At 70.6% G+C, this 22,654-nt stretch carries 25 protein-coding genes and 1 tRNA gene; 13 read left to right on the top strand and 13 right to left on the bottom strand.

Going from position 1 to position 22,654, the window contains the following annotated elements:
* Window positions 1-43: 43 nt before the first annotated feature.
* Both thrS and A0J59_RS10510 read right to left on the bottom strand, forming a co-directional pair.
* Entirely contained in the window at window positions 44-2,071 is a 2,028-nt protein-coding gene (thrS, locus tag A0J59_RS10515; RefSeq protein ID WP_082918918.1) for a threonine--tRNA ligase, read from the bottom strand.
* A gap of 132 nt (window positions 2,072-2,203) precedes the next feature.
* Entirely contained in the window at window positions 2,204-2,383 is a 180-nt protein-coding gene (locus A0J59_RS10510) for a hypothetical protein (RefSeq protein WP_047234532.1), read from the bottom strand.
* A 170-nt stretch (window positions 2,384-2,553) separates the two neighbouring features.
* Here A0J59_RS10510 and A0J59_RS10505 point away from each other — a divergent pair, with 170 nt between their 5' ends.
* Genes A0J59_RS10505 through A0J59_RS10495 form a run of 3 tightly spaced genes read left to right on the top strand, consistent with a single transcriptional unit; the run spans window position 2,554 to window position 4,479 of the window.
* Complete coding sequence (locus tag A0J59_RS10505; protein WP_047234531.1) at window positions 2,554-2,997, top strand: hypothetical protein; 444 nt, start codon at window positions 2,554-2,556, stop codon at window positions 2,995-2,997.
* Complete coding sequence (locus A0J59_RS10500; protein WP_052877795.1) at window positions 2,990-3,394, top strand: hypothetical protein; 405 nt, start codon at window positions 2,990-2,992, stop codon at window positions 3,392-3,394. Before A0J59_RS10505 ends, A0J59_RS10500 begins: the two co-directional genes overlap by 8 nt.
* Window positions 3,391-4,479, top strand: a complete 1,089-nt coding sequence (locus A0J59_RS10495) for a hypothetical protein (protein WP_064316056.1) — start codon at window positions 3,391-3,393, stop codon at window positions 4,477-4,479. Before A0J59_RS10500 ends, A0J59_RS10495 begins: the two co-directional genes overlap by 4 nt.
* A 93-nt stretch (window positions 4,480-4,572) precedes the next feature.
* Here A0J59_RS10495 and A0J59_RS10490 read toward each other — a convergent pair whose 3' ends face one another.
* From A0J59_RS10490 to A0J59_RS10480, 3 genes are read right to left on the bottom strand one after another with little or no spacing between them, the layout of a single operon-like run.
* A complete protein-coding gene (locus A0J59_RS10490) occupies window positions 4,573-5,235 on the bottom strand; it encodes a TetR/AcrR family transcriptional regulator (RefSeq protein ID WP_064316055.1) in 663 nt (220 codons plus the stop codon).
* On the bottom strand, window positions 5,232-7,025 hold the full coding sequence (locus A0J59_RS22345) for an ATP-binding cassette domain-containing protein (RefSeq protein ID WP_082918917.1): 1,794 nt from the start codon (window positions 7,023-7,025) through the stop codon (window positions 5,232-5,234). The genes A0J59_RS10490 and A0J59_RS22345 overlap by 4 nt, the downstream gene beginning before the upstream one ends.
* Window positions 7,022-8,116 (bottom strand): ABC transporter permease, encoded by a 1,095-nt coding sequence (locus tag A0J59_RS10480; RefSeq protein WP_082918916.1) that lies wholly within the window; start codon window positions 8,114-8,116, stop codon window positions 7,022-7,024. The genes A0J59_RS22345 and A0J59_RS10480 overlap by 4 nt, the downstream gene beginning before the upstream one ends.
* A 248-nt stretch (window positions 8,117-8,364) precedes the next feature.
* Between A0J59_RS10480 and A0J59_RS10475 the strand changes: the two genes are divergently transcribed.
* Entirely contained in the window at window positions 8,365-9,807 is a 1,443-nt protein-coding gene (locus A0J59_RS10475; RefSeq protein ID WP_220084465.1) for an MFS transporter, read from the top strand.
* 57 nt (window positions 9,808-9,864) lie between these two features.
* Here the strand turns inward: A0J59_RS10475 and A0J59_RS10470 are convergent, their stop codons facing one another.
* Window positions 9,865-10,488 (bottom strand): GNAT family N-acetyltransferase, encoded by a 624-nt coding sequence (locus A0J59_RS10470; protein ID WP_220084464.1) that lies wholly within the window; start codon window positions 10,486-10,488, stop codon window positions 9,865-9,867.
* A gap of 335 nt (window positions 10,489-10,823) precedes the next feature.
* Between A0J59_RS10470 and A0J59_RS10465 the strand changes: the two genes are divergently transcribed.
* The 9 genes from A0J59_RS10465 to A0J59_RS22640 all read left to right on the top strand — a co-directional run bounded on the left by A0J59_RS10465 (window position 10,824) and on the right by A0J59_RS22640 (window position 18,263).
* Window positions 10,824-11,936 carry a site-specific integrase gene (locus A0J59_RS10465; RefSeq protein ID WP_064316053.1) on the top strand — a complete coding sequence of 371 codons (1,113 nt, stop codon included), beginning with the start codon at window positions 10,824-10,826 and terminating at the stop codon, window positions 11,934-11,936.
* A gap of 805 nt (window positions 11,937-12,741) precedes the next feature.
* On the top strand, window positions 12,742-12,915 hold the full coding sequence (locus A0J59_RS21575) for a hypothetical protein (protein ID WP_156532953.1): 174 nt from the start codon (window positions 12,742-12,744) through the stop codon (window positions 12,913-12,915).
* Window positions 12,912-13,277: a hypothetical protein gene (locus A0J59_RS10455; RefSeq protein WP_064316051.1), complete on the top strand. Its 366-nt coding sequence runs from the start codon at window positions 12,912-12,914 to the stop codon at window positions 13,275-13,277. Before A0J59_RS21575 ends, A0J59_RS10455 begins: the two co-directional genes overlap by 4 nt.
* Window positions 13,274-14,380: an AAA family ATPase gene (locus A0J59_RS10450; RefSeq protein WP_064316050.1), complete on the top strand. Its 1,107-nt coding sequence runs from the start codon at window positions 13,274-13,276 to the stop codon at window positions 14,378-14,380. The genes A0J59_RS10455 and A0J59_RS10450 overlap by 4 nt, the downstream gene beginning before the upstream one ends.
* A 136-nt stretch (window positions 14,381-14,516) precedes the next feature.
* Entirely contained in the window at window positions 14,517-14,690 is a 174-nt protein-coding gene (locus A0J59_RS21570) for a hypothetical protein (RefSeq protein WP_156532951.1), read from the top strand.
* On the top strand, window positions 14,687-14,923 hold the full coding sequence (locus A0J59_RS21565; RefSeq protein WP_156532949.1) for a hypothetical protein: 237 nt from the start codon (window positions 14,687-14,689) through the stop codon (window positions 14,921-14,923). Before A0J59_RS21570 ends, A0J59_RS21565 begins: the two co-directional genes overlap by 4 nt.
* A 348-nt stretch (window positions 14,924-15,271) precedes the next feature.
* Window positions 15,272-15,469 carry a hypothetical protein gene (locus A0J59_RS10445; protein WP_064316049.1) on the top strand — a complete coding sequence of 66 codons (198 nt, stop codon included), beginning with the start codon at window positions 15,272-15,274 and terminating at the stop codon, window positions 15,467-15,469.
* Window positions 15,466-16,674 carry a phage major capsid protein gene (locus A0J59_RS10440; protein WP_064316048.1) on the top strand — a complete coding sequence of 403 codons (1,209 nt, stop codon included), beginning with the start codon at window positions 15,466-15,468 and terminating at the stop codon, window positions 16,672-16,674. The genes A0J59_RS10445 and A0J59_RS10440 overlap by 4 nt, the downstream gene beginning before the upstream one ends.
* Window positions 16,675-16,919: 245 nt before the next feature.
* Window positions 16,920-18,263, top strand: coding sequence for an NUMOD4 domain-containing protein (locus A0J59_RS22640; protein WP_369799767.1), 1,344 nt, complete (start codon window positions 16,920-16,922; stop codon window positions 18,261-18,263).
* A 62-nt stretch (window positions 18,264-18,325) separates the two neighbouring features.
* Here A0J59_RS22640 and A0J59_RS10435 read toward each other — a convergent pair whose 3' ends face one another.
* The 7 genes from A0J59_RS10435 to A0J59_RS10410 form a co-directional block, all read right to left on the bottom strand.
* Window positions 18,326-18,832 carry a hypothetical protein gene (locus A0J59_RS10435; RefSeq protein ID WP_064316047.1) on the bottom strand — a complete coding sequence of 169 codons (507 nt, stop codon included), beginning with the start codon at window positions 18,830-18,832 and terminating at the stop codon, window positions 18,326-18,328.
* 43 nt (window positions 18,833-18,875) lie between these two features.
* Entirely contained in the window at window positions 18,876-19,172 is a 297-nt protein-coding gene (locus A0J59_RS21205; protein WP_082918913.1) for a hypothetical protein, read from the bottom strand.
* 18 nt (window positions 19,173-19,190) lie between these two features.
* Window positions 19,191-19,811, bottom strand: a complete 621-nt coding sequence (locus A0J59_RS10430; RefSeq protein WP_064316046.1) for a helix-turn-helix domain-containing protein — start codon at window positions 19,809-19,811, stop codon at window positions 19,191-19,193.
* Between the two features lie 81 nt (window positions 19,812-19,892).
* On the bottom strand, window positions 19,893-20,165 hold the full coding sequence (locus A0J59_RS10425) for a hypothetical protein (protein WP_064316045.1): 273 nt from the start codon (window positions 20,163-20,165) through the stop codon (window positions 19,893-19,895).
* Window positions 20,166-20,367: 202 nt separating this feature from the next.
* Window positions 20,368-20,439: transfer RNA gene (locus A0J59_RS10420), tRNA-Val, on the bottom strand.
* A 54-nt stretch (window positions 20,440-20,493) separates the two neighbouring features.
* The gene (locus tag A0J59_RS10415; RefSeq protein WP_064316044.1) at window positions 20,494-21,414 is read right to left on the bottom strand and encodes an aminotransferase class IV; all 921 of its coding nucleotides are present in this window, start codon (window positions 21,412-21,414) and stop codon (window positions 20,494-20,496) included.
* A complete protein-coding gene (locus A0J59_RS10410) occupies window positions 21,411-22,514 on the bottom strand; it encodes an anthranilate synthase component I family protein (RefSeq protein WP_053370910.1) in 1,104 nt (367 codons plus the stop codon). Before A0J59_RS10410 ends, A0J59_RS10415 begins: the two co-directional genes overlap by 4 nt.
* Window positions 22,515-22,654 lie beyond the last annotated feature (140 nt).

Below are 22,654 nucleotides of genomic sequence, written 5' to 3'. Positions count from 1 at the left end.
CGGCCGCGCCGGGCGACCCCGTGCGCTCGTCGCTCACGCGCCGTCAGACCTGGACGCGGTCGCGGACGGCGGTGACGATGCGCTCGACCGCCTCGGCGACGGGCACGCCGTTGTCCTGACGGCCGTCGCGGTACCGGAACGACACGGCGCCCGCCTCGGCGTCCTCGCCGCCCGCGATGAGCACGAACGGCACCTTGCGCGTGCTCGCGTTGCGGATCTTCTTGCCGAACCGGTCGTCGGAGTAGTCGACCTCCGCGCGGATCCCCTGGGCCTTGAGCTGCGCGACGACGTCGGCCACGTAGTCGTTGAACGGCTCCGCGACCGGGACCGCGACGACCTGGACGGGCGCGAGCCACGCCGGGAACGCGCCTGCGTAGTGCTCCACGAGGATCCCGAAGAACCGCTCGATCGAGCCGAACAGCGCGCGGTGGATCATGACCGGACGCTGGCGCGTGCCGTCGGACGCCGTGTACTCGAGCTCGAACAGCTCCGGCTCGAAGAAGTCGAGCTGGATCGTCGAGAGCTGCCACGTGCGGCCGATCGCGTCCTTCGCCTGGACCGAGATCTTGGGGCCGTAGAACGCCGCGCCGCCCGGGTCGGCGACGAGCTCGAGGCCCGACTCCGTCGCGACCTGGCGCAGGATCTCGGTCGCCTCCTCCCACGTCGCGTCGTCCCCGACCGACTTCTCCGGGTCGCGCGTCGACAGCTCGAGGTAGAAGTCCTCGAGGCCGTAGTCGCGCAGGAGGTCGAGGACGAACGTCAGCGTCGAGGACAACTCGTCCTTCATCTGCTCGCGCGTGCAGTAGATGTGCGCGTCGTCCTGGGTGAAACCGCGCGCACGGGTCAAGCCGTGCACGACGCCCGACTTCTCGTACCGGTACACCGTGCCGAACTCGAACAGGCGCAGCGGCAGCTCCCGGTACGAGCGACCCCGGGAGTTGAACACGAGGTTGTGCATCGGGCAGTTCATCGGCTTGAGGTAGTAGTCCTGGCCGGCGCGCTTGACGTTGCCCTCGTCGTCGAGCTCCTCGTCGAGGTGCATGGGCGGGTACATGCCGTCCGCGTACCAGTCGAGGTGGCGCGACGTCTGGAAGAGGTTCGCCTTGGTGATGTGCGGCGTGCTGACGAACGAGTAGCCCGCCTCCACGTGCCGCTTGCGCGAGTACTCCTCCATCTCCATGCGGATCGTCGCGCCGTTCGGGTGGAACACGGGCAGGCCGGAGCCGATCTCCTCCGGGAAGGAGAACAGGTCGAGCTCGTTGCCGAGGCGGCGGTGGTCGCGACGCTCGGCCTCCGCGAGGCGGTCGAGGTACGCCTTGAGCTCGTCCTTCGTCGGCCACGCCGTGCCGTAGATGCGCTGGAGCTGGGGGTTCTTCTCGCTGCCGCGCCAGTAGGCCGCGGCCGAGCGCATGAGCTGGTAGCCGTTCCCGATCAGGCGCGTGCTCGGCAGGTGCGGGCCGCGGCACAGGTCCTTCCAGACCACCGTCTCGCTCTCGCGCCCGGCGCCGCGCACGTTGTCGTAGATCGTCAGCTCGCCGCCGCCGACCTCGACGCTCGCACCCTCGGTGTCGTCGGCCGCGCCGCCCTTGAGCCCGATGAGCTCGAGCTTGTACGGCTCGTGGGCCAGCTCGGTGCGCGCCTCGTCCTCCGTCACGACCCGGCGGCGGAAGGTCTGGCCCTCCCGGATGATCCGGGACATCGCCTTGTCGAGGGCCTTGAGGTCCTCGGGCGTGAACGGCGTCGCGACGTCGAAGTCGTAGTAGAAGCCGTCCGTGATGGGCGGGCCGATGCCGAGCTTCGCGTCGGGGTTGACCTGCTGGACGGCCTGGGCGAGCACGTGCGCGGCCGAGTGCCGCAGCACCGCGAGGCCGTCGGGCGAGTCGATGGTCACGCCCTCGACCACGTCGCCGTCGGCGACCGGGGTGTCGAGGTCCTTGAGGACGCCGTTGACGCGGATCACGACGACGTCGCGACGGGCGGCGAACAGGTCCGTGCCCGTCGTGCCCGTCGTCACCGTGGTCTCCTCGGCGTCGAGGGTGATGGTGAGGGGTGACGAGACGACGTCAGACACGTCCGTGCTCCGATCTGCTGGCGGGAGGCGCGCGGCGCGCGCCCGGTCGAGGTCCTGCGGCCGGCGGGCCCTGCCCGACAGCACGAAGGGCGCCGTCGTGGACGGCGCCCCTCGATCGTACCGACCCGCAGGTCAGTCGTTGGCCTCCTTGGCCTTCTCGGCCAGGGTGTCGACGTGCTGGTCGACCGAGTCGGGCGCGACGGACTTGATCTGCTCCGCGACGTCGTCGATCCGGTCGTCGGTGAGGAACTCCTTCGCCTTGCCGAGAAGGTCGCCGAGGCCGCCCTCGCTCTTCGGTGTCTGCTCGCTCATGCCGGCTCCCTCGAGGATGCTCCGCGCGCGTCCCGCGCCGGGCGCCGGACCGTTCCCGCGCCCGTCCGGAAGGCTACCCGCGCCCGCGCCGCCACGCGACGCGAGCCGCGACGTCGTGCGCCCGCGCCGCGCCGCGCCGCCACGTGCCGCGGCCTGTCACAATCGTCGCCATGGACGACGACGTGGCACCCGGCGAGCGGACGGCGCGGGTCTTCCGTCGCCGGCTCAACGAGCTCTTCGCACGCGGGCGCGGCGGGCGACCCGTGACCAACCGCGAGGCCGCCCAGTGGATGACCGAACGCGGGTACTCGATCAACGAGGCGTACCTCAGCGCGCTCCGGGGCGGGCACCGCTCCTCGCCGAGCCTGCGCGTCGTCGAGGGCATCGCCGCGTTCTTCCACGTGAGCACGGGCAGCCTCGTCGACCCCGAGGAGGACCCGGACGACAGCTTGCGGGCCGCGCTCGCAGACGAGGGCGTCGAGCAGTTCGCGCTGCGCGCCCAGGGGCTGTCACCGGAGAACGTCCGCGCGATCATCGAGATCGTGGACCGCGTACGGCGCCTGGAGCACCTCCCGCCCGTGACCCCGCCCGTCCCGGACGGCGACCGTGGATGACCTGCTGCGCGCCGCGGGCCTGGACCGCGCCCGCAGCGTCGAGGAGGCGTGCCGCCTGGTCGCGGCGGTGCGCGGCCGTCCCCTCGAGGTCGTCGAGGGTGACCTCGGCCCCGGAGTGACCGGGCTCTGGCTCGCCTTCCCGGAGCGCGACCTCGTCCTCGTGGACGCCCGCCAGACCCTGCCCGGCCCGCACCGCGACCACGTCGTCGCGCACGAGCTGGTCCACGTCCTCGACGCGGCGGCCACGGCGGGCGCGCCCCGCGTCGGCGCGTGCCGCGACGGGTACGAGGACCCCGACGAGCTGCGCGTGGAGCGCCTCGCGAGCGAGCTCATGATCTCGATCGCCTCGCACGGGAGCTCCGCGAGCCGGCTCACGTCCCTGGAGCTGTACCGGTGAGCCACGTGCTCGACCTCCTCGCCGCGGCGCTCTTCGCCACCGCGGCGACGTGGACCGGCCTGCGCGCCCGCACGCGCGCGGACGCGGCCCTCCCTCTCGGCCTGGGCTTCGTCGCCGTCGCCTGCGCGCTGCGGGTCCCGCTGGTGGCGGACCTGCTCAAGGAGCACGCACCCGCAGGGACCCACGAGGTCGCCAAGCACGTCGCGCTGGTCACCGGCTGCCTCTTCGTGGGCGTGTGGGCGTACAGCGCCACCACCGGCCGGGCACCGCGCACGCGGCACGTGGCGCTCGCGGCCACGGGCGTCGGGGCCGCCATGGTGGTGCTCGCCACGGCGAGCGGCCCCTGGACGACCCACGACCTCGACGCGCAGGTCCACGACCGTCCGCTCATGTGGGGCTACTGGGCGCTCTACTACGGGACGTTCGTGACGGCGACCGCGACCTTCGCCGTCTCCTGCCTGCGCACCCGCTCACGACGGCCGCTCCGGCTGCGCTGGGGCATGGACGTGGCCGGGGCGGGCGCCGTCGTCGCGGTCGCGTGGGCCGTCGTGAGCTTCGTGGCGATGGTGCAGCACGAGCCGGGCAGCACCGAGCCGTACCTGGTCCTCGGCCTGCGGACCCGGTACCTCGTGCTCGTGGCGACGGTCCTGCTCACCGTCGGCATCGTGGGCCAGCTCGCGTCGTCCGCGGCCTTCGCGCGCGAGCGCCGCCGCGACCTCGGGCACCTCCACACGTTCCTCCGCGCGGTCGTGGGCGACGGCGGTCTGCGGGGGTCGAGCGCCGCCGTGGACGAGTACCACCGGACCATCGAGATCTTCGACGGCCTCACCACGCTCGCCCTCCACTCGCGCCGGGACGACGTGGACCACGTGCGGATCGCCGTCCCGGGGAGCCCTCGGGAGGTGATCCTCGCCTACCAGCTCCAGGTCGCCGCGATCCGCAAGACCCGGGGCGACGCGCCGAGCCTCGACCCCGACGACTGGTCCGGCCTGCTCGCGGACGACGACGCGCTGCGTCGGCTGGGACGCGCGCTGCGCGACCGGACGAACCGGGAGGGGACGGCCCGCGTCCTCGCGGGCGTCTGAGACGGGCCGCCGTGGCTCGACGCCAAGCTCCCCCTGCGCGCTTGGCCCCGCGCCGAGCCTCGGCCGGCGGGCCTCAACCTACAGACAGACGCCCTACGGCGCAACATGCCTCTCAGTTGAAATCTCAACGTTTCCGGCGCTGCGCGCGTCCTCGTCCACGGCTCCCGGGAGCGGACCCGTGAGGTAGCCCTGGATCGTCGGTCCGACCGCCCCGACCACGGTCTCGGCGGGAGCCCCCGCGAGCGGCTCGACCCGGAGCACGTACCGCACGACGACGAGCCCGGCGAGCTGGCTCGCCATGAGCGCACCACGCCACGCGGCCCGGTGCGGGTCCGGCTCGCTCCGCGCCACCGTGGGCCGCACGACCCGGGCAAGCACGAACTCGCGCAGCATCCGCGCGGCTCGCTCGGAGCTCGTCGCCGAGCGCAGGAGCGCGAGCGCGACCCGCCCGCGCGGCGAGTCCCAGGCGCGCAGGAGCGTGCGGACGACGTGCTCGCCCAGGCGCGCCACGTCGTCGGGCGCGCCGTCGAGGAGGAGCTCCTGCGGGTCGAAGGGCACGTCGACGGCGGCCTGGAAGAGCCTCTCCTTCGTCCCGAACCAGTGGTGGACCATCGCGGCGTCGACCCCCGCCCGGGTGGCGATGTCGCGGACCGTCGCGCGGTCGTAGCCGTGCTCCGCGAACGCGTCCCGTGCGGCGGACAGGATGTCGGAGCGCGTGTCCGAGCGGCCCGGGCGTCGCCCTCGCCGCCCGCTCACGCCGCACCCGCCGGGGTCGCCGACGCGCGGTCCACGAGCACCATGGTCTCCTCGAGCGTCGCGGGCACGACGTCGCACGTCGCGGCGACGCCCGCCGCGGCGAGCGCGTGCCGGACCGTCGCGGGCGGCGTCCCCGCCACGCGCGCCGCGCGGCCGTCGAGCATGACGGGCAGGCCTGCGGCGTCGAGCGCCGCGAACGCCGCCTGCCAGGCCCGGGACCGCACGACGACCGCCTCCCGGCCGCCCACGACGTCGGCGACCGTCCCTGACGCCACGGAGCGCCCGCGCGACAGGACGTGCAGGCGGTCGCACTGCTCGGCCTCCTGGAGGTGGTGCGTCGTCACGAGGACGCCGACGCCCGCGTCGGCCTGCGCGTGGATCGCGTCCCACGCGCGCGCCCGCGCGAGCGGGTCGACGCCGGACGTCGGCTCGTCGAGGACGAGGAGACGCGGCGCGTGCAGCAGGGCGCAGTGGAACGCGAGCTGGCGCCGACGCCCCAGCCCGATCTCCGCGACGGGCCGACGGTGGACGGCCGCGAGCGCCGACGGCAGCGCGGGCACGTCCCGCACCCCGTACACCGCCGCCACGAACTCGACGTTCTCCTCGACGCTCAGGTCGCCGGCGAGCCCGAGGCCCTGCGGGACGTAGCCGACCGACCGGCGGCCCGCACGGTCCGGCGGTGCGCCGAGGACCTCGACCCGCCCGCCGTCGAGCCGGTCGAGGCCGAGGATCATGCGCAGGAGCGTCGTCTTGCCCGCGCCGTTCGCGCCGAGCAGGCCCACCACCTCGCCGGGGCGCACGACGAGGGAGACGTCGTCGACGGCCGCGACGTCCCCGAACCGGCGCTCGGCACCCTCGACCCGCACGAGGGGCACGTCCGGCGCGGACGTGCCTCCCGCCGGTCGTTCCGTGCGGGGTGTCGCCGGGCTCGCAGGGTCGTCGTCGGCGTCGTCGGTGCCGTGCGTGCCGCGACCGAGCGTGAGGGCCACGACGGCGTCCTCCAGGTCGACGGCCGCGGTGCCCGCGGAGGGCGAGGGCGCGCCGTCGGGCCACCACGTGCGGAACGTCGGGCCGCGGCGCCACGTCCGCCCGAGCCCGCCTGCCGGCGGGCGGGTCGCGACCGTGAGCCGCCCGGGCGCGGCGGCGCGCACGTCGTCGGGCGTCCCCGCGGCGAGCACCGTGCCGGCGTCGAGCACGACGACGTCGGCGGCCCGCTCGGCCTCGTCGAGGTACGTCGTCGTGACGAGGACCGCCGCCCCGGACGCCGCCGACTCCGCGACGAGCCGCCACAGCTCGACGCGGCTCACGGGGTCCACCCCGGTGCTCGGCTCGTCGAGGAGCAGGACGTCCGGCTCGTGCAGCATCGCGAGGCACACCCCGAGCTTCTGCCGCATCCCCCCGGACAGCTGCGACCCGAGCCGGCCGCGCGCCTCGGCGAGGCCCGCCCGCTCGAGCAGCTCGTCCGCGCGCCGTTCCCTGCGGGCGGCCGGCATGCGGTACGCGTCGCCGACGAGCTCGACGTTCTCCGCGACGCTCAGCGCCGGCCAGACGCCGCTGGAGGACGGCTGGTAGCCGACGCGGTCGCGCGTCGGGACGTCCACGGTGCCGCCCGCGACCGGCACTTGCCCGAGCAGCGCGCGCACGAGCGTCGTCTTGCCCGCTCCGTCGCCGCCCACCACCGAGGTGACCTGCCCCCGCGGGAGGTCGAGGTCCACGCCGGCGAGCGCGCGGACCACGTGCCCGGGCGCGGCGCGGAAGGTGACGTCGAGACCGCGCGCTCCCCAGGTCACCGGACCGCTCCGCTCGCCGCGGACGTCGCGGCCTCAGGCGCGGCGGGCCGGTGCCGGCGGGGCTCTCTCGCGGGCGAGAGCTCGCGCGAGAGCCGCAGGACGGCCAGCCCGAACACGGCCACGGCCATCACGGCGAGCACCAGGAGCGGCAGCCAGAGCGCGGACCACGACGCACCGCGGACCATGACGCCCTGCGAGACCTCGGTGAACCACGTCAGGGGCAGGAGGTACCCGATCCAGCGCACCCCGGCCGCCATGGCGTCGAGCGGGAAGATCATGCCCGAGAGCAGGACCTGCGGGAGCATCGTCATGAGCGCGACCTGCACCGCCTGCCCGGTGGTCTGCGACACGGTCGAGATGAGCGCGCCGATGCCGAGGACGACGAAGAGGAACAGGGCCGCGCCCACGACGAACGGCCCGACGGGGCCGGCGAACGGCACGTCGAAGATCCACATGCCGAGCAGCGTCACGGCGACCATGTCCAGGCACGCCAGCAGGAAGTAGGGCGTGATCTTCCCGAGGATCACCGCGGCGGGGCCCAGCGGCATCACCGCGAGCTGCTCGAACGTCCCCGCCTCGCGCTCCTTGACGAGCCCGATCGACGTGATGATCGTCCCGATGAACGTGAGGATGAGGCCGATCAGCGCCGGCACCATCACCCACGAGGTGTCGAGGTCCGGGTTGAAGAGGATCTCCGAGTCCACCGCGTCCCCGAGGGAGGCGACGAGCACCTTCGCCGACTGCGCGGCGAAGAGGTTGGACCCGTCGATGTAGACGGTCGGCTTGTCCTGCCCCGGCGTGGGCGCGACGACCGCGACGTCGCTGCGGTCGTCGCGCAGCGCCGCGCGGGCGTCGGCGTCCGTGCCCGCGGGCTCCACGCTCACGACGTCGAGCGCGTCCGCGGCGGAAGGGTTCGCCTCGATCGCGTCCACCGCCTGCTCGGCGCCCGGCCCGACGGCCGTGACGGTCAGCGTCTCGACCGTGAAGTTCGCCGCGAACCCGAACACGACGAGCAGCAGCAGCGGCATCCCGACGAGCATCGCGACGGTGCGCCGGTCCCGGCGCAGCTCGCGGAACTCCTTGACGACCATCGCACGCACGGCGACCTCCTGAGGTGACCGTCCCGGGAACCGGAGGCGGAAATTCATCGTATGATGAATCCCACGTTAGGCACGACGCCGGGCCGCGTCAACGGACGAGCCGCCTGCGACCTTCGTCACGATCGGGCCCCGCAGGTGGAGCGGCTCGGGGAGCGGTTGTTTAGATGGGCGACCGTTCGCGGGCGACCGTCTCCCGCCCCGTCCCCCGGACGGGTCCCCCTCAGCCTGAATCGCCTGCCGTGCCTCTCCCTGCCCTGCCCTCGCTCCACCGTGCCCGCACGACCCCCGACCGGTCTCCGTGGCGCGCGCTGCGCCACCGCTCGATGCGCTGGTGGTCCGGCGCCAACCTCGTCTCGAACGCCGGCGCCTGGATGCAGCTCACCGTGCAGAACCTGCTCGTGCTGCAGATCACCGGCTCCCCCGCGGCCACCGGCCTCTCCCTCGCGGTGCAGGCCGCGCCCGGCCTGCTGCTCGGCGTGGTCGGCGGCGCGGTCGTCGACCGGTGGCCCCGCAAGCTCACGGCGGCGGTGAGCCAGGCCGCCCTCGCCGCCGTCGCCCTCGCGACCGCCGCGCTCGTCGCCCTCGACCTCCTGAGCCTGCCCACGCTGCTCGCCCTGTCAGCGCTCACGGGGCTCGTCGCGACCGTCGACGGCCCGGCCACCGCCCTGCTCGGCAACGACCTCGTCCCCGTCGACGACGTCCCGTCGGCCATCGGCATCGGGTCGGTCGTGCACAGCGCCGGACGGCTCGTCGGCGTCGCGCTCGCCGGCGGCGCCGTGGCGCTCGCGGGTCCCGCCGTGGCCTACGTCGCCAACGGCGTGTCGCTCCTCGGTGTCGCCGCCGTCGTCCCGTTCCTGCGCCTCCACCCCGACGCCGCACGTCCGGCTCCCCTGCCCGCGTCACCCCCGGCCGACGTCGCGGACGACGAGGGGCTCCCCGTCGCGACGCCGACCGCGCGGCGCGACGCCGGGGGTGTCCGCTTCTTCCTCGGTCGGCCCCGGCTCGTCGCGCTTCTCGTCGTCACGGCCGTGAGCTCGCTGCTCGGGCGCAACTACACCCTGACGCTCGCCGTGCTCGTCACCGGGGCGCTCGCAGGCGGCCCACAGGAGTTCGGCACCGTGTCCACCGTGCTCGCCGTGGGCGGGATCGCCGGAGCAGTCCTCGCGGGCAGGCTCCGGCGCCCGACCGTCCGCCTCGTCGCCCTGCTCGCGGCCGCGGGCGCCGCGCTCCAGGTCGTCGCGGGCTTGGCGCCGACGCTGACCGTGCTCCTCGTCGTCGTCGGCCCGATGGCCCTCGTCGAGGCGGTCTCCGACACCGCCGGGACGACCGTGCTCCAGACCGACCCGCCGCCCGCCATGCGGGGCCGCGTCCTCGGGGTCTGGCGCAGCGCGAGCACCGCCTGGGGCCTCGCCGGCCCACCGCTCCTCGGCCTGCTCCTGGAGCTCTGGGGCCCCCGCGGAGCCCTCGCGGTCGGGGGACTCGTCGTCGTCGGCGTCGTGGGCGCAGGACTCGCGCTGCGTCGCGTGCGCCTGCTGGACCGCCGCCGCGTGGCGCGCCGCGCGGCGCTCGCGCCCACCCCAGCGCCCCCGACACCGACACCGACACCGACACCGACACCCAGCGAGGCTGACGTCCCGCCAGCGGCGGCGCGTACCGACGAGCCCGTGCTCGTCGCCGCCTGAGGCGCACCTCGACCGCGGTCCGTGCGAGCGCAGGTGCCCTCTGCACGCGCCGACCTCTCACCGTCCGGCCACCTCACGCGGTCGCAACAAAACCCGGTATCGCACGATCCCGGCGTGCGGCCGGTCCCACGTGACGCCACCGACCTTCTCGATCAGGCCGGCCGACGCACGGTTGCCCTCCTCGCAGACGAGGTCGGCATGGGACATCCCGTGCACGCCCGCCGCCACGGCGAGCACCCGCTCCAGCGCCCACGTCGCATGCCCCTGCCCGCGCGCACCCGGCCTGACGCCGTACCCGACGTGCCCGAGCCTCTCCGCCGTCGGGTGGTCAGGGTGCCGCAACGCGATCCCACCCACCACGTCGTCCGGGCCGTCGTCGTGCTCGACGACGATCCACCAGAGGGTGGCGGCCTCGGTCGCTCGAACGGCCGCCACCCAGTCCTCGAAGCCCGCGGCGGACTCGACGTCCGTCTCGGGACCCAGGCCGAAGCCGTCCTCGTGGAGACCGGGCCCCCAATCGCTGTGCGCGGCGTGCCAAGCCTCAGCGAGATCGATCGTGGGTGGGACGAGCCGGCGAACGGGTGACGACGTCATGCGCTCATCCGACACCCCGCTCGCCCCTGTGCCAAGGGGGCGAGGACGACACGATGGCACTCCGACCGGCTCGCGGGCCGCCTTCACGGACGGCGCCCAGGCCGCCGCCCCGCGACGTCGATGCTCGCATCGAAGCACACTGTCGGGAGCACCGACGCTCTCGTCGACGGCGTCGAGGGATCCGCAGCCGCGCGGCGTCCGGACACGACAAAGGCCCGGAACCACGACGGTTCCGGGCCTCGATCTCGGTGGGCGATACTGGGTTCGAACCAGTGTCACCGGACGCTTGGGATTCTGTTGTTCACCTGGTCGAACGCTCTGTGACCTGGCTCTTGATCACACAGTAGCGCGGGACACTGGTAGACACAATAGGTCACGGATAGACTCCTGTTCTGCACGTATCCTGCACGAAGGAGAGTCCAGTGCCCCCTAAGCCACGTCGCAAGCGGTCGTTCGGAGGTCTGCGCCAGCTCCCTTCGAAGCGCTGGCAGGCCAACTACACGGCACCTGACGGTCTGATCTACAACGCCCCGCACACCTTCGACACGTCCCTCGACGCCGAGGCCTGGCTAGCAGCGGAGCGCCGCAAGATCAGCATGGACCTCTGGGTCCCGCCCAGCGAGGCACTAGTGAAGCCCGTGACGTTCGGCGAGTACTCGTACCGGTGGCTCGAGGATCGCCCGCTCAAGCCCCGAACGCGACAGCACTACCAAGCCATCCTCGACTCGCTCCTGCTCCCCACGTTCGAGGACGTGGCTCTCAAGCACCTCACCCCGGCGTCTGTACGGCGCTGGTACACGGATCAGGGCGCATCACGCCCGACCTACCGCGCACACGCATACGGACTCCTGCGAACCATCCTCGGGACTGCCGTGACCGACGAGATCATCTCGTCGAACCCCTGCACCATCCGAGGCGCGGGCGCCTCCAAGCGAGCAGTGAAGATCAAGCCGGCGACGCTGCCCGAACTTGAGGCGATCGTCGCCGGCATGCCCGAACGACTCCGGCTCATGGTGCTCCTCGCCTCCTGGTGCGGGATGCGATTCGGTGAACTTGCGGAGCTCCGCCGCCAGGACATCGACCTGAAACACGGCGTCGTGCGCGTCCGACGCGGTGTCACCCGCGTCAAGGGGCAGGTAGTCATCGGCACCCCCAAGACCACCGCGGGGATTCGTGACGTCGCAGTGCCACCACACCTGCTCCCCCTCGTCGAGGCTCACCTCAACGAGCACACCGCGCCCGGGCGAGAGGCGTTGCTGTTCCCGGCCGACGATGGGACAAGCAACCTCGCCACCTCAACCCTGTACCGCGCCTACTACCCCGCCCGCGCCGCTGCTGGACGTGAAGACCTCCGCTGGCATGACTTGCGCCACACAGGGGCGGTTCTAGCGGCCCAGACGGGGGCAACGCTCGCCGAGCTCATGGGGAGACTCGGGCACTCCTCCCCCGCTGCCGCGCTGCGCTACCAGCACGTCGCGCGCGGGCGTGACGCAGAGATCGCGGAGGCTCTATCAAGGATTGCGCGCGGCGAGTAGCGAGAACGACGAGTACATCCAAGCGGCCGAGAGCCCACCCTCCTTCGAGGGTGGGCTCTCTTGTGCTCGTGAGCGGGTGAAATCTGACACGTGGTTTCGATGGTTCTCGTGTGCTCTACATGTGCTCATTGTCGGTCTACGTCGGTAAGTCGAACGCCGGTTCTCCGACAACGCCGTTGAGGGACCCCAAAGTGTCGTACTGGGTGGGTAGTGTTTGTCCACGGGAGGCCAGCAAAAGCGGCCAGACAGGACCTGGAGGAGTCTTCATGCCAACAGCGACGCAAGCTGCCACAGAGATCCGATCTGCTTTCGCGGCTCGAGGTATCGCGATCAGTCGAAAGAAGGCACTCGACTTGGCCATCAAGACCCGGCGCGACCTGGAACTGCGCCCACGTCCCTCAGCCCCTCCCACTCAGGCAGACACACGCAAGCGGATCTGCTACGCCGACTACACGGGAGACGAAGCAGTCGGCTTCCGCGTACCACGACCCACCTCTTGAAGATCGGAGACCCGAAAATGATCACTCGCCGCCTCGTCTCACTCGCGGTCGCCGCGTCCATCGCGGACGTCTCGACCAAGACCATTCGCCGCCGCATTGCAGACGGGACACTCCCGGCATTCCGCGTCGGAAATCTTGTCAAGGTCGATCTTGGCGACCTCGAAGCGATCGTCAAGCCAATTCCCACGACACGCGCCGCGTAATAGCAATAGAAACGCCATAAGACCCCACGTAGAAGGGGAGCCCTGCCGGAATGAGCCACCGGCGAGGGCTCCCCTTTTGCTTGCCCCCACGAAAGGGATCGCATGTACGACGACTACACGACACTTGAGTACGCGCGGGCCGTCGGCCGCCGTCTCGAAAGGCTCTCCCAGCGCACCATGCGCATGGACCGCAGGATGCTTGACGACCTCACTGCCGCTCTCGACGCGGTGCGGGACAACGCTCGCGCCCGCCGTGAGGAGCGTGATGCCCGATGACGGCGGAATTCACTGAGCGCGATGGCAAGGCCTGGGCTCACGGGTACTCAACGGGCTACGCCGTGGGCCATGTAGACGGCTGGTCTACCGGGTACGTCGTCGGATACGACTCGGGTATGCCCGCGGGCGCCGAAGCGCTTGAGACGCAGCTCGCTGGCGACTGGTCCGAGATGAAGGCGCACCTGCGCGGTGTCACGACCTCGCCCTCGCACGCCGAGGTCATCGCCCGGCGCAACGCGGTAGGTCCGGTGAAGCCAGTTCCGACCGGGCAGGTTCGGCTTGCGGCCGACTGGGACAGGCGCTGGCTAGCTGGCGCCCCCGCCACGCGGTTCCTCGAGCAGCGTCAGGAGGTGGCCGCATGACCAGCGACGACCTCCTCAGTCTCGTTCGTACCGGTGACTGGCTCGACGCGCAGGTCTTCCCTGAGCTCGCGTGGACGGTTCCCGGGATCATCCCCGAGGGTTTCGGGCTTCTAACTGGCCCGCCGAAGCTCGGCAAGTCGTGGCTGGCTCTCCACCTGGGCCTCGCGGTCGCGCAAGGTTCAGAGGCGTTTGGAGCGGTCAGCACAGGTCGAGCGCGCCCGGTGCTGTATCTGGCGCTCGAGGACGGTGATCGACGCTTGCAGGACCGCTCCCGCAAGCTCCTCGACGGCGCGCCCATCCCCGCGAACTTGCACAGTGTCACCAGCACGCACGGCACGCCCGTCATCCCCTTGATTGGTGCGTGGCTGGACGTGTACGGCGAGCGCGACCCGCTTGTAATCCTCGACACGCTCGGCAAGGTCATGCCGGCCAGCAAGCCGGGCGAGTCCGCCTACCAGCGTGACTATCGGATCGGTTCAGCGTTGAAGGGACTCACCGATGGTCACCCCGGCTCGACTCTTCTTGTGGTGCACCACACCCGGAAGGCCGAGGGTGTGGACTGGATGGACTCCACGTCAGGCACCCAGGGCCTCAACGGCTCGGCGGACTTCACGGTTTCGTTGACTCGCGACCGGAACAAGTCTGAGGCGGTGCTCAAGGTCACGGGACGCGACGTCCGCGAGAACGAGTACGCCATGACGTCGGAGGACGGCAACTGGCAGCTCGCCGGTAAGTCGCTGGTCGAGGCTGCACAGGCGGCTCTGAGCCTCAAAGCGACAACTGGGTTGGGCGACCGTGCCGCCGAACTCGTCTCCTTCGTCAATGAGCATCCGGAGGGTGTGCGCGCATCCCAGGTCGCCGCGGCGATCGACGGTCTCGACGCCGATCAGGCGCGTGTGTACCTCGCTCGCCTGTTCAAGGCGGAGCGGATCGAGAAGGCCGCGGCGGGTCTCTACACCCCTGTTTCACCTGTTTCACCTGTTACGCCGCTCGGACGTAACAACGAAACAGGTGAAACACACCCTTGTCCGAACTGCGGCCAACAGCAAGACCCCGTGCTCGTCACGACCGGGGTCCCTCACTGCGAAGGGGCGGCGGCATGAACAGCCTGTGCACCTGCGGACACGCCTACCGGATCCACGGCCGCTCCTGGATCCCCGACGACCACTGCCGCGCATGGCAACCCCAAGACGGCCCATGCGACTGCGAACTCTTCACCGACCCAGACGGGGAGCCCCAATGACCACCGCCCCCACCTCCGCACAGGCCGGCATCATGACCCGCCTCGTGTCTCTCGCCGCCCACTCCAAGGGATTCAGTCGGGAACAGATCACGCTCCTTCACAGCCTCCTCAACGAGTTCCGAGACAAGTCCGCGGCCATGAAGCGAGCTAAGCGCAAGGAGAGCAAGTGACCGACAAGAGAGACGAACTTCTCGACGCCGCATTGGGCTCCGTCCTCGCCGCTCACCTCACTGGCACACCAGGACTCTTGCCAGAGTTCGTCCTCACGCTGGAGACCCAGGAACTGCAGAGATTCACGGGAAGACTCGCCCTACTCGCTGCGTGGGCAATTACCACGGGAGACGCACAAGAACTCGCGAACACAGTCGAGCAAGTGCAACGGAACATCTCCAAGGCAGCGTGACTGAGCGAGGGGGCGTCGTCATCGCGACGGCGCCCCCTCGCGGAATACACACCGGCGAGTAGTCCCTCTCTCCCTAACCTGAAAGACCCCATCGCGCGCGCGTGCGCGCGATAAACCAAGAACGTTGGAAAAGGAAGAACAATGACGGTAGACTCTAATCAGAGATACGGCATCCGATCTCACGGCACGGCTTCCGGCCAGCAGCAACAGCACTCAGGCGTCGAGGCATCCTCCGCCACAACGAGTGCATCCCATCGAGCAGCAGCCGAGGACACCGTGACCGACTCGCACACTCGCTCCGCCGCCATTCAGGAGCTTCACTACAGAAGCCCGGACGGAGTGCCTCCCATGCCCGCCGACGTCGCGAAGGCCCGAAAGGCCCTCAGTGAGCTCGTCGCGAAGCACACGGGAGACCTCGAGTGGAGCCGCGACACGCGACGAGCCGTCAAGCGCTACGAGGGCGTCCTGAACGCCTGGGACGACAGCCTCGTCGACCTCGCCCGCACCAAGGGGCTGCTCCCCAACACCAAGGAGCACCGACCATGAGCAACAACGGATTCAGCCTTCGAGAGCGCGCAGACCGCGCCTACAAGGCCGCACAGGACATCTTTGACGCCGCCGGAGTGACGCGAGCCGACGACCTGTCACCCCAGCAGCAGAACGAGGCCAGGAAGCACCTCCAGGAGCACGACCGACTCTCCAAGCTCAGCAAGAGCGCGGACGAGGCACAGGCAAACTTCATGAAGTACGCCGGCATCCCGGACGACCAGGCCACAGACATGAACGGCAACCCCGTGGTCGGCAGCGGAATCGCCAAGGGCAACGTCCTGGCACTCACCGGCACCGGCTCCAAGGACTTCGCGCGGATCGTCGCTAGCAAGGCCATCGCCGAGCACGGCACCATCCAGGGCGCGAAGGCCATCGTCGGATCGGGCGCCACTGTCACCGACGTTCCCGTCGTCTCCTCACATCAGCTCGGCACCCAGCCGGTCAACCTCCTGCGACTCCTCAACTTCGTCAAGCGCGAGACGCCGAGCTACCGCTACCTGCGTCAGGTCACCCGAACCAATAGCGCCGCGATCGTCGCACCCGGAGCGACGAAGCCCACCTCGACCTACACCATCGCCCCGTACGACGGGAAGGTCGAGGTCTTCGCCCACCTGTCCGAGCCGATCGACAAGTACCTCCTCCAGGACATGGACGGCCTCGAGCGCTTCATCCAGATCGAGATGCTGATCGGCCTGAACGCCGCACTCGAGCAGGAAGTCCTGAACGGCGACGGCACGACAGGCCACCTGCGCGGCATCCTCAACACCAGCGGCATCCAGACCGTTGCGCCAACCACCGGTGACGACCTCACCGCCCTGCGTAGTGCGATCACCCAGATCGAGAACGCTGGCTACGTCACGAGTGCATTCGTCCTGAACCCGCTGGACTGGCAGGCCCTCGAGACTGCCCGCAACACCTCCGGGGCATTCGACCTGGAAGGCCCCATCGACCGGGCCCGGCCCCGCATCTGGGGCGTCCCGGTCGTGACCTCATCCCGCCTCGCCGCAGGAACGGCGCTCGCGCTCGACACTGCGGCGCTCGACGTCTCCACGGACCGCAGCGGGATCGAGACCAAGTGGAGCGACCAGCACGGCGACCTGTTCTCCAAGAACCAGATCGTGTGCCGCATGGAGGGCCGGTTCGGTCTGGACGTCTACCTTCCGACCGGCATCGCGAAGGTCACGCTCCCGTCGGCCGCGTGACGCCCCAAGCCGCTGCCCGCGAAGGTTCGTGACAGTTCCGCCAGCGGGCAGCACAACGGGAGCCCCACTCCGTGACTCGTGGAAGCGGAGTGGGGCTCCCGCTCTATCTCAAGTGAGGAACCAACCCCCAAGAGGGAGGGGCGTCGATGCCACGGAACACCGCCGCGTCGGCCTAGAGACCGGCGAGTGTTCCGTACCCCCCCGACCCACCCCCCTCCACACCGAGGGCTTAAGGAGCCATCGTGATGCAGGTTGTTGAGTGGCGTCCGATCCCGGGCGTTGATGGTTATGAGGCGAGTAGCGACGGTCGTATCCGTTCGCTGAGGTCTGGCGAGGCGCACGTCATGAAGCCGTCGATGGGCCCGTGTGGGTTCCTGACCTTGGGCTTGCAGCTCGGGGGGAGGCGGAGGTGTCGTCGTGTCGGGTCGCTGGTGGCTCTGGCGTTCTTGGGGCCGAGGCCGCTTGGTGCTGAGGTGCGACGTCTGAACGGTGTCACGACGGACGACCGGCCCGAGAACCTGGCCTACGGCACCCGCGAGGATGTGGCGAACGATCAGGCAGCGAGGGCGCGTCGTGAGGAGGCTGCGGGAGCGCCAAAGCGGTGCCCGAACAACCACGCCTACGCCGACTCATATCTCGGTGAGTGGGGTGAGAGGTTCTGCCCTGAGTGCCGTCGCCTCGGCCTGTCGGGTCATCTCCCGGAGAATCTGAACGCGGTTGAGTGCACGGACTGTGGTCGTGAGTTCTGGTGGGACAAGCACGGACCTCGGCCGGCCTGGTGCGCGGAGTGCAAGGTGGCGAACGGCGACACGGTCTACACGCCCGCTCATCTGGAGACGGTCCGTCTCGGTTCCTGCAAGGACTGCGGTCGTGACCTTCCTCCGAACAACAACTCTGGCCCGCTGCCGTCGCGGTGCTTCCTGTGCGCGCAGTTGGCTCGTCGTGAGGCGGAGCGGCGGGCGGCGAAGCGGTACAAGGAGCGTCGTGGGATGACGCTCCGTGAGGCGACGGGTCTGTGTGAGGACTGCGGGGTGACGCTCGAGTTGTCTCCGGTTGGTGGGCAGAAGCGGCGGTGTGACGACTGCAAGCGTGAGGCTCGTCGCTTGCAGGCCGAGCAGTACCGCGAGCGTCATCGCGGTGAGAGAACTCCCACGGTCCGCCGCGCTGAGTGCCGTGATTGCGGCGCGGAGATCGTTCGCACGGGCCCTGGGGGGATGCCTCTTCGGTGTGAGCCGTGCCGGAAGGCTGACGGACCTGTTCGGGACCGGCGTCACCGCGCGAAGGCGGGGACGATGAAGCCTCCGGAGACTCCCTGCGTCGACTGTGGCACGTCAGTTCCTCAACATCCGGGCCACGGCCGAGCGTTCCTTCGCTGCCCTGACTGCGCTCTCGTTGAGCGGCGACGGGCATCCCGTGAAGGCCAGCGACGTCGGCGTGCTGCTGGGATCGTCAGCCAGAGCGGCAGGGTTTGCACGGTCGACGACTGCGAGAGGTCGGCTATCGCGCGCGGCTGGTGCAGGAAGCACTACAACCGCTGGTACGCCACGGGGAGCGTCACGACGACGCAAGGAGACAAGATCCCCACATGAGGCTCCCTTGGCCCCCCGACTCGCCAGACAGCGAGTCGGGGGGCCTTGTTCCGCGTGACGGCTCATCTGAGTAGGTCCTCGCGAAGCGATGGGAAGAACTTGGCCAGCCTGTCCGAGTGGTTGCGATTCACGTATCGCCCGAGAGGAAGTCGTAGCTTCGGCCCGTCGTCATAGTCGAGCTCGAGTCGGACATGGCCTGGCCAGCGTGCATCGATACGAGTTTCTGTCGCGCTGGTCCCGGTGTGCACCTGAAGCCTCGACAGCGTGGATCTGGAGATGACGGTTGTGGTCCTGCTGTCGCCATCCTCTCGCTTCTCTGCCTTGACGTGGATGAGAAGCGAGTTGGTGAATACGGCGATCTCCGCAGTATGTGGCTCTTCGGATTCTGCATCGCTAGCTGCGGCGTCGGTGTATACGATCTCGTCATCGCCAACGACCAGCGCGATATCGCCGAGGGCGAATCCATACCAATCTGGTAGGTCGAGCTCTAGGAAGTGCTGTGGATGCCCCCAGCCTTCGATGATGCGCTTGTGAACGAGGCGGAAACTATCCTTGTCGTCCTGCGTCATTGCCGGCCCCCCTTGTTCGGGTCTGGTGCGCTGACCTTCGAGGCTAGGACGATTGACCTCGTTGTTCACCATGCAGACCGGGTGAAACGTTGAGCCGTTTTGGCAGGGTTGAGGACACGTCATCGGCGCGGAACCAGTGGCACCGCTCCGACCGCACGTCGGCCGGGTCGGTGAGCCAGCACACCATGACGTGCTCGGCGGTCCACCGGATGGCGCGACCGGGAACGAACTCTTCCCGGTCGCGCCAGAGGGTGCGGACGATGACGGGCCGGTCACCCTGGGGGTTCAGGGGGAAGCGGGCGGGTTGCTCGCAGTTGAGTGGCCGGCCGCTGTCGAACATGTGTTCGAGTGTACGGGCCTAGGCGCTCCGGTTCCGCTTCGATGGCTCAGGACGCGGGACCCACACGGAGACGCTGACGCGATCTCTCTTCAGCGCGTGCACGCTCCGGACGTACCCGAGGCGGCGGGCGATCTCTCGCTCGATGGTCGTGCGCATCCAGATCGTCCTACGTGTCCCCGTGGGCACGTCGTCGAGCTCCCTGACGAGGTCGTCCCACTCCTGTAAGTCAGCCTCCGCTACTCGCCACTGTCGGCCCATCTTGTGCCCGGGCATGAGGCCGATCTTGAGCCAGTGCTTCACTATCTCAGGCGTCACGCGCAGATGGGTCGCCACTTCGAGCGGTGTCAGGTAGGGGCCCGGCCGTGGCGGCTGCCTAGGTGGAAGGGTAGCGGGGGTGACGATGGTGTCCGCGCGCCGCCTGCGCTCCTTCTCCTCCGCCATGCGCAAGGCGTGGTCCACGGTGTTCTGCCGGATGTAGCGGTCCAGATGCTCCTGCGTGTACCGGATCAGGCTGCCCATGCGAATGTGCGGGACGTCGTCGCGGTGGTCGCGCATCCAGGAGACGGTCACGCCAAGTCTGCGCGCAGCCTCTTTCATGTCGAACGCGGGTTCGTGGAACTCCGCTGCGCCCTGGGTCATGGCCGCAAGATAGGGGCACGTCCGGACCCAATTCAAGCAAAGTGCTGATATGGGTCCGAACGTGCCCATACGGAAACGGCCTCAGCGCAAGAGCTGGGCTCCGTCGTGCTCCATGTCGAGCGCCTCCGCCGCATACCAGATGTCGTCGACCAGCCACGGCGTGCGGCCGATCATCCGGTTCTTGAGCTGGTCGCGGGTGAGGCCGATGGCGTCACCGAGCTGCCGGCGTGTCATGCCCAGCTCGGTGAGGCGCCGGGCGACGTTCCGGGAGACCGTCATGTTGAGGCCCCTCGCGGTGTCACGAATCTCGTTCGGCCCGCTCTCTCCGGTCGGGCGCGCAGTAGCGTTGCTCATGGCCGTTGCCTCCTAGATAGGTGATGGCCGGCCCCGCTTGGTGTTCCAGCACCGGGCGGGGCACTTCTTTGTCTCCTGTGACGTCTGACACGGGAGAGGGGCGCCCAGTGCTCGCCGATTCGATCGACGCGGTTCCGCACGTACAACGCACGAGAGGCGCCTTCCCGGGTGGGAAAGCGCCTCTGACCTGCGGTGATCTCGGTGGGCGATACTGGGTTCGAACCAGTGACCTCTTCGGTGTGAACGAAGCGCGCTACCACTGCGCCAATCGCCCGAGTGCGAGGTCGATACTAGCCTGAAACGGACCGGATCGAAAAACCGGCCGTGATCAGGGGTCGAGGCGCTCGCGACGACGCCGCTCGAACAGCTCGCGCGCGGCGAGCGACAGCTCCCCGGCGGCCACGTCGACTCCGTCGAGCCAGGTCACGGGCTGGACGTTGCGCACCGAGCCGGTGAGGAGCAGGGCGGCCTCCCCCGCGGTCACCTCGTCGAGCACCGCGAACGGCAGCTCTTCGGGTCGGGCCTCGCGCACCGGCAGCCCGTCCTCTGCGGCCCACTCGAGCAGCAGCTCGCGCGTGATGCCGGCGAGGCAGCCCGACGCCAGGAGCGGCGTGACGAGCTCACCCCCACGCTCGACGAAGACGTTCGCCCCCGTGCCCTCGCACAGGTCGCCCGCCGTGTTCGCCAGGAGCGCCTCGTCGCCGCCCTTCGCGACGGCGTCGGCGAGCGCGACGACGTTCTCGGCGTAGGACGTCGTCTTCAGCCCCGCGACGGCCGACCGCTCGTTGCGCGTCCACGGCGAGCGCACGGCTCGCCCGGCAGGGCTGATGGTCGCGGGGCCCGCGGCGACGACGACGGTCTGCGCGCCGGGCGTCCGTCCGGACCCGAGAGGCCCGACGCCGGCGGTCACGGTGATGCGCAGGCGCCCGACGCCGCCCGCCCCGGCCCGTGTCCGGGCGTCGGCTTCCGCGAGCACGGCCGTGACGCCGTCGAGCACGCGCTGCTCGTCCGGCGCGTCGAGCCCGAGGCCCGCGGCAGACCGCGCGAGCCGGCGCAGGTGCCGGCTGAGCGCGAACGCCTGCCCGTCGAACACGGCGCACGTCTCGAACACGCCGTCCCCGACCGTGAGGCCGTGGTCGACTGCGCTCAGCGCCTCCTCGCCCGGACCGACCAGCCTCCCGTCGGCCCAGATCACGAGGTTCTCGGACGGTCGGTCGGACGTCGGCGTCGCGGCGGCAGCGGGGCTCATGGCTCCAGTGTGCCGGAGGCGAGGCCGACGAGGCGTCGCGCCTTGAGCTCGGTCTCCTCCCACTCGCGCGCGGGGTCGCTCCCCCACGTGATCCCGGCCCCCGTGCCGAACCGGAGCACGCCGTCGGCCCACCAGAAGGTCCGGATCCCGACGGCGAGCACCGCCTCGTCGCCGTCGACCCAGCCGATCGCCCCGCAGTAGGGACCGCGCGGCACGGGCTCGAGCGCGTCGATGATCCGGAGCGCGGACGACTTCGGGGCGCCGGACACGGACGCGGGCGGGAACGTCGCGTCGAGCAGCGCCGGCCACAGCGCCCCCGTGCCGCGCAGCCCGCGGCGCAGGCGACCGGTGACCGTGCTCACGAGGTGCACGAGGCCGGGGTGCGGCTCGATCGCGAGCAGGTCGGAGACCTCGACCGTCCCCGGGTCGCACACGCGCTGGAGGTCGTTGCGCACGAGGTCGGTGATCATGACGTTCTCCGCGCGGTCCTTGGCGGTGAGCCCGTCCGGCGTCGGAGCGGTGCCCTTGATCGGTCCGGACGTCACCGTCCCGCCGGCGACGCGGAGGTAGAGCTCGGGGGACGCGGTCACGACCCAGACGGGGTCGACGCCGGAGCTCGCCGGGACGTGCAGGACGCCCGCGTAGGGCGCCGGGTTCCCCCGGGCCAGACGGCGCCCGAGGGCCGCGGCGTCCGGCTCGGTGCCGTCCGGGGCGACGAGCGGGGCGGACAGCACGCGGCAGACGTTGGCCTGGTAGACCTCGCCCTCGCGGACCTCCTCGCGCACGCGGGCGACCGCGGCCTCGTACGCCGCACGGTCCATCGAGCTCTCCCAGTCGGACGGCGCGGGCCCGCGCCATGCGTTCCTTCCGCCCTCCTCCCGCGCGAGCTCTGCCGGGTCGACGCGCTCCGCGAACCGCCAGGCGCGCGCTCGCCCGCCGCGAGCGGGGGCGTCGAAGTCCGCCACGACGAACCACGGGCCCTCGCCGGCGAGCCGCTCCGGCTCGCGCCACAGGTCGACGACCTCCACCACACCGGTGGCAGCGCGGCCCGCGAAGCTCGCGAGCCCCGGCCTCGACGACGTTCTCCCAGGTCCTGGCACGGGACCACGCTACCGAGCACACGCGCGCCACCCGGACGAGCCCGGGTGCGCACCCGACGCGCACGGGACGACGCCGGTTGGACTCCGGGCGCGAACGTGGACTAATGTCTGGGACGCGCCGGAACGCCGGGGGCCGACAG

It is taken from the genome of Cellulosimicrobium sp. I38E, from assembly GCF_001647255.1.
Classification (GTDB): domain Bacteria; phylum Actinomycetota; class Actinomycetes; order Actinomycetales; family Cellulomonadaceae; genus Cellulosimicrobium; species Cellulosimicrobium cellulans_E.
The sequence above is the reverse complement of the archived record's forward strand: the minus strand, read 5'-3'. Positions and strand labels throughout refer to the sequence as shown.

Bases quoted from the DNA above. Each gene is read 5' to 3' on its own strand.
- A0J59_RS10510 (WP_047234532.1), bottom strand. From the start codon at position 2,383: ATGAGCGAGCAGACACCGAAGAGCGAGGGCGGCCTCGGCGACCTTCTC.
- A0J59_RS10425 (WP_064316045.1), bottom strand. From the start codon at position 20,165: ATGAGCAACGCTACTGCGCGCCCGACCGGAGAGAGCGGGCCGAACGAG.
- A0J59_RS10440 (WP_064316048.1), top strand. From the start codon at position 15,466: ATGAGCAACAACGGATTCAGCCTTCGAGAGCGCGCAGACCGCGCCTAC.
- A0J59_RS10450 (WP_064316050.1), top strand. From the start codon at position 13,274: ATGACCAGCGACGACCTCCTCAGTCTCGTTCGTACCGGTGACTGGCTC.
- A0J59_RS10435 (WP_064316047.1), bottom strand. From the start codon at position 18,832: ATGACGCAGGACGACAAGGATAGTTTCCGCCTCGTTCACAAGCGCATC.
- A0J59_RS10480 (WP_082918916.1), bottom strand. From the start codon at position 8,116: ATGGTCGTCAAGGAGTTCCGCGAGCTGCGCCGGGACCGGCGCACCGTC.
- A0J59_RS10445 (WP_064316049.1), top strand. From the start codon at position 15,272: ATGCCCGCCGACGTCGCGAAGGCCCGAAAGGCCCTCAGTGAGCTCGTC.
- A0J59_RS10505 (WP_047234531.1), top strand. From the start codon at position 2,554: ATGGACGACGACGTGGCACCCGGCGAGCGGACGGCGCGGGTCTTCCGT.
- A0J59_RS21205 (WP_082918913.1), bottom strand. From the start codon at position 19,172: ATGTTCGACAGCGGCCGGCCACTCAACTGCGAGCAACCCGCCCGCTTC.
- A0J59_RS10455 (WP_064316051.1), top strand. From the start codon at position 12,912: ATGACGGCGGAATTCACTGAGCGCGATGGCAAGGCCTGGGCTCACGGG.
- A0J59_RS10430 (WP_064316046.1), bottom strand. From the start codon at position 19,811: ATGACCCAGGGCGCAGCGGAGTTCCACGAACCCGCGTTCGACATGAAA.
- A0J59_RS21570 (WP_156532951.1), top strand. From the start codon at position 14,517: ATGACCACCGCCCCCACCTCCGCACAGGCCGGCATCATGACCCGCCTC.
- A0J59_RS22640 (WP_369799767.1), top strand. From the start codon at position 16,920: ATGCAGGTTGTTGAGTGGCGTCCGATCCCGGGCGTTGATGGTTATGAG.
- A0J59_RS10415 (WP_064316044.1), bottom strand. From the start codon at position 21,414: ATGAGCCCCGCTGCCGCCGCGACGCCGACGTCCGACCGACCGTCCGAG.
- A0J59_RS21575 (WP_156532953.1), top strand. From the start codon at position 12,742: ATGTACGACGACTACACGACACTTGAGTACGCGCGGGCCGTCGGCCGC.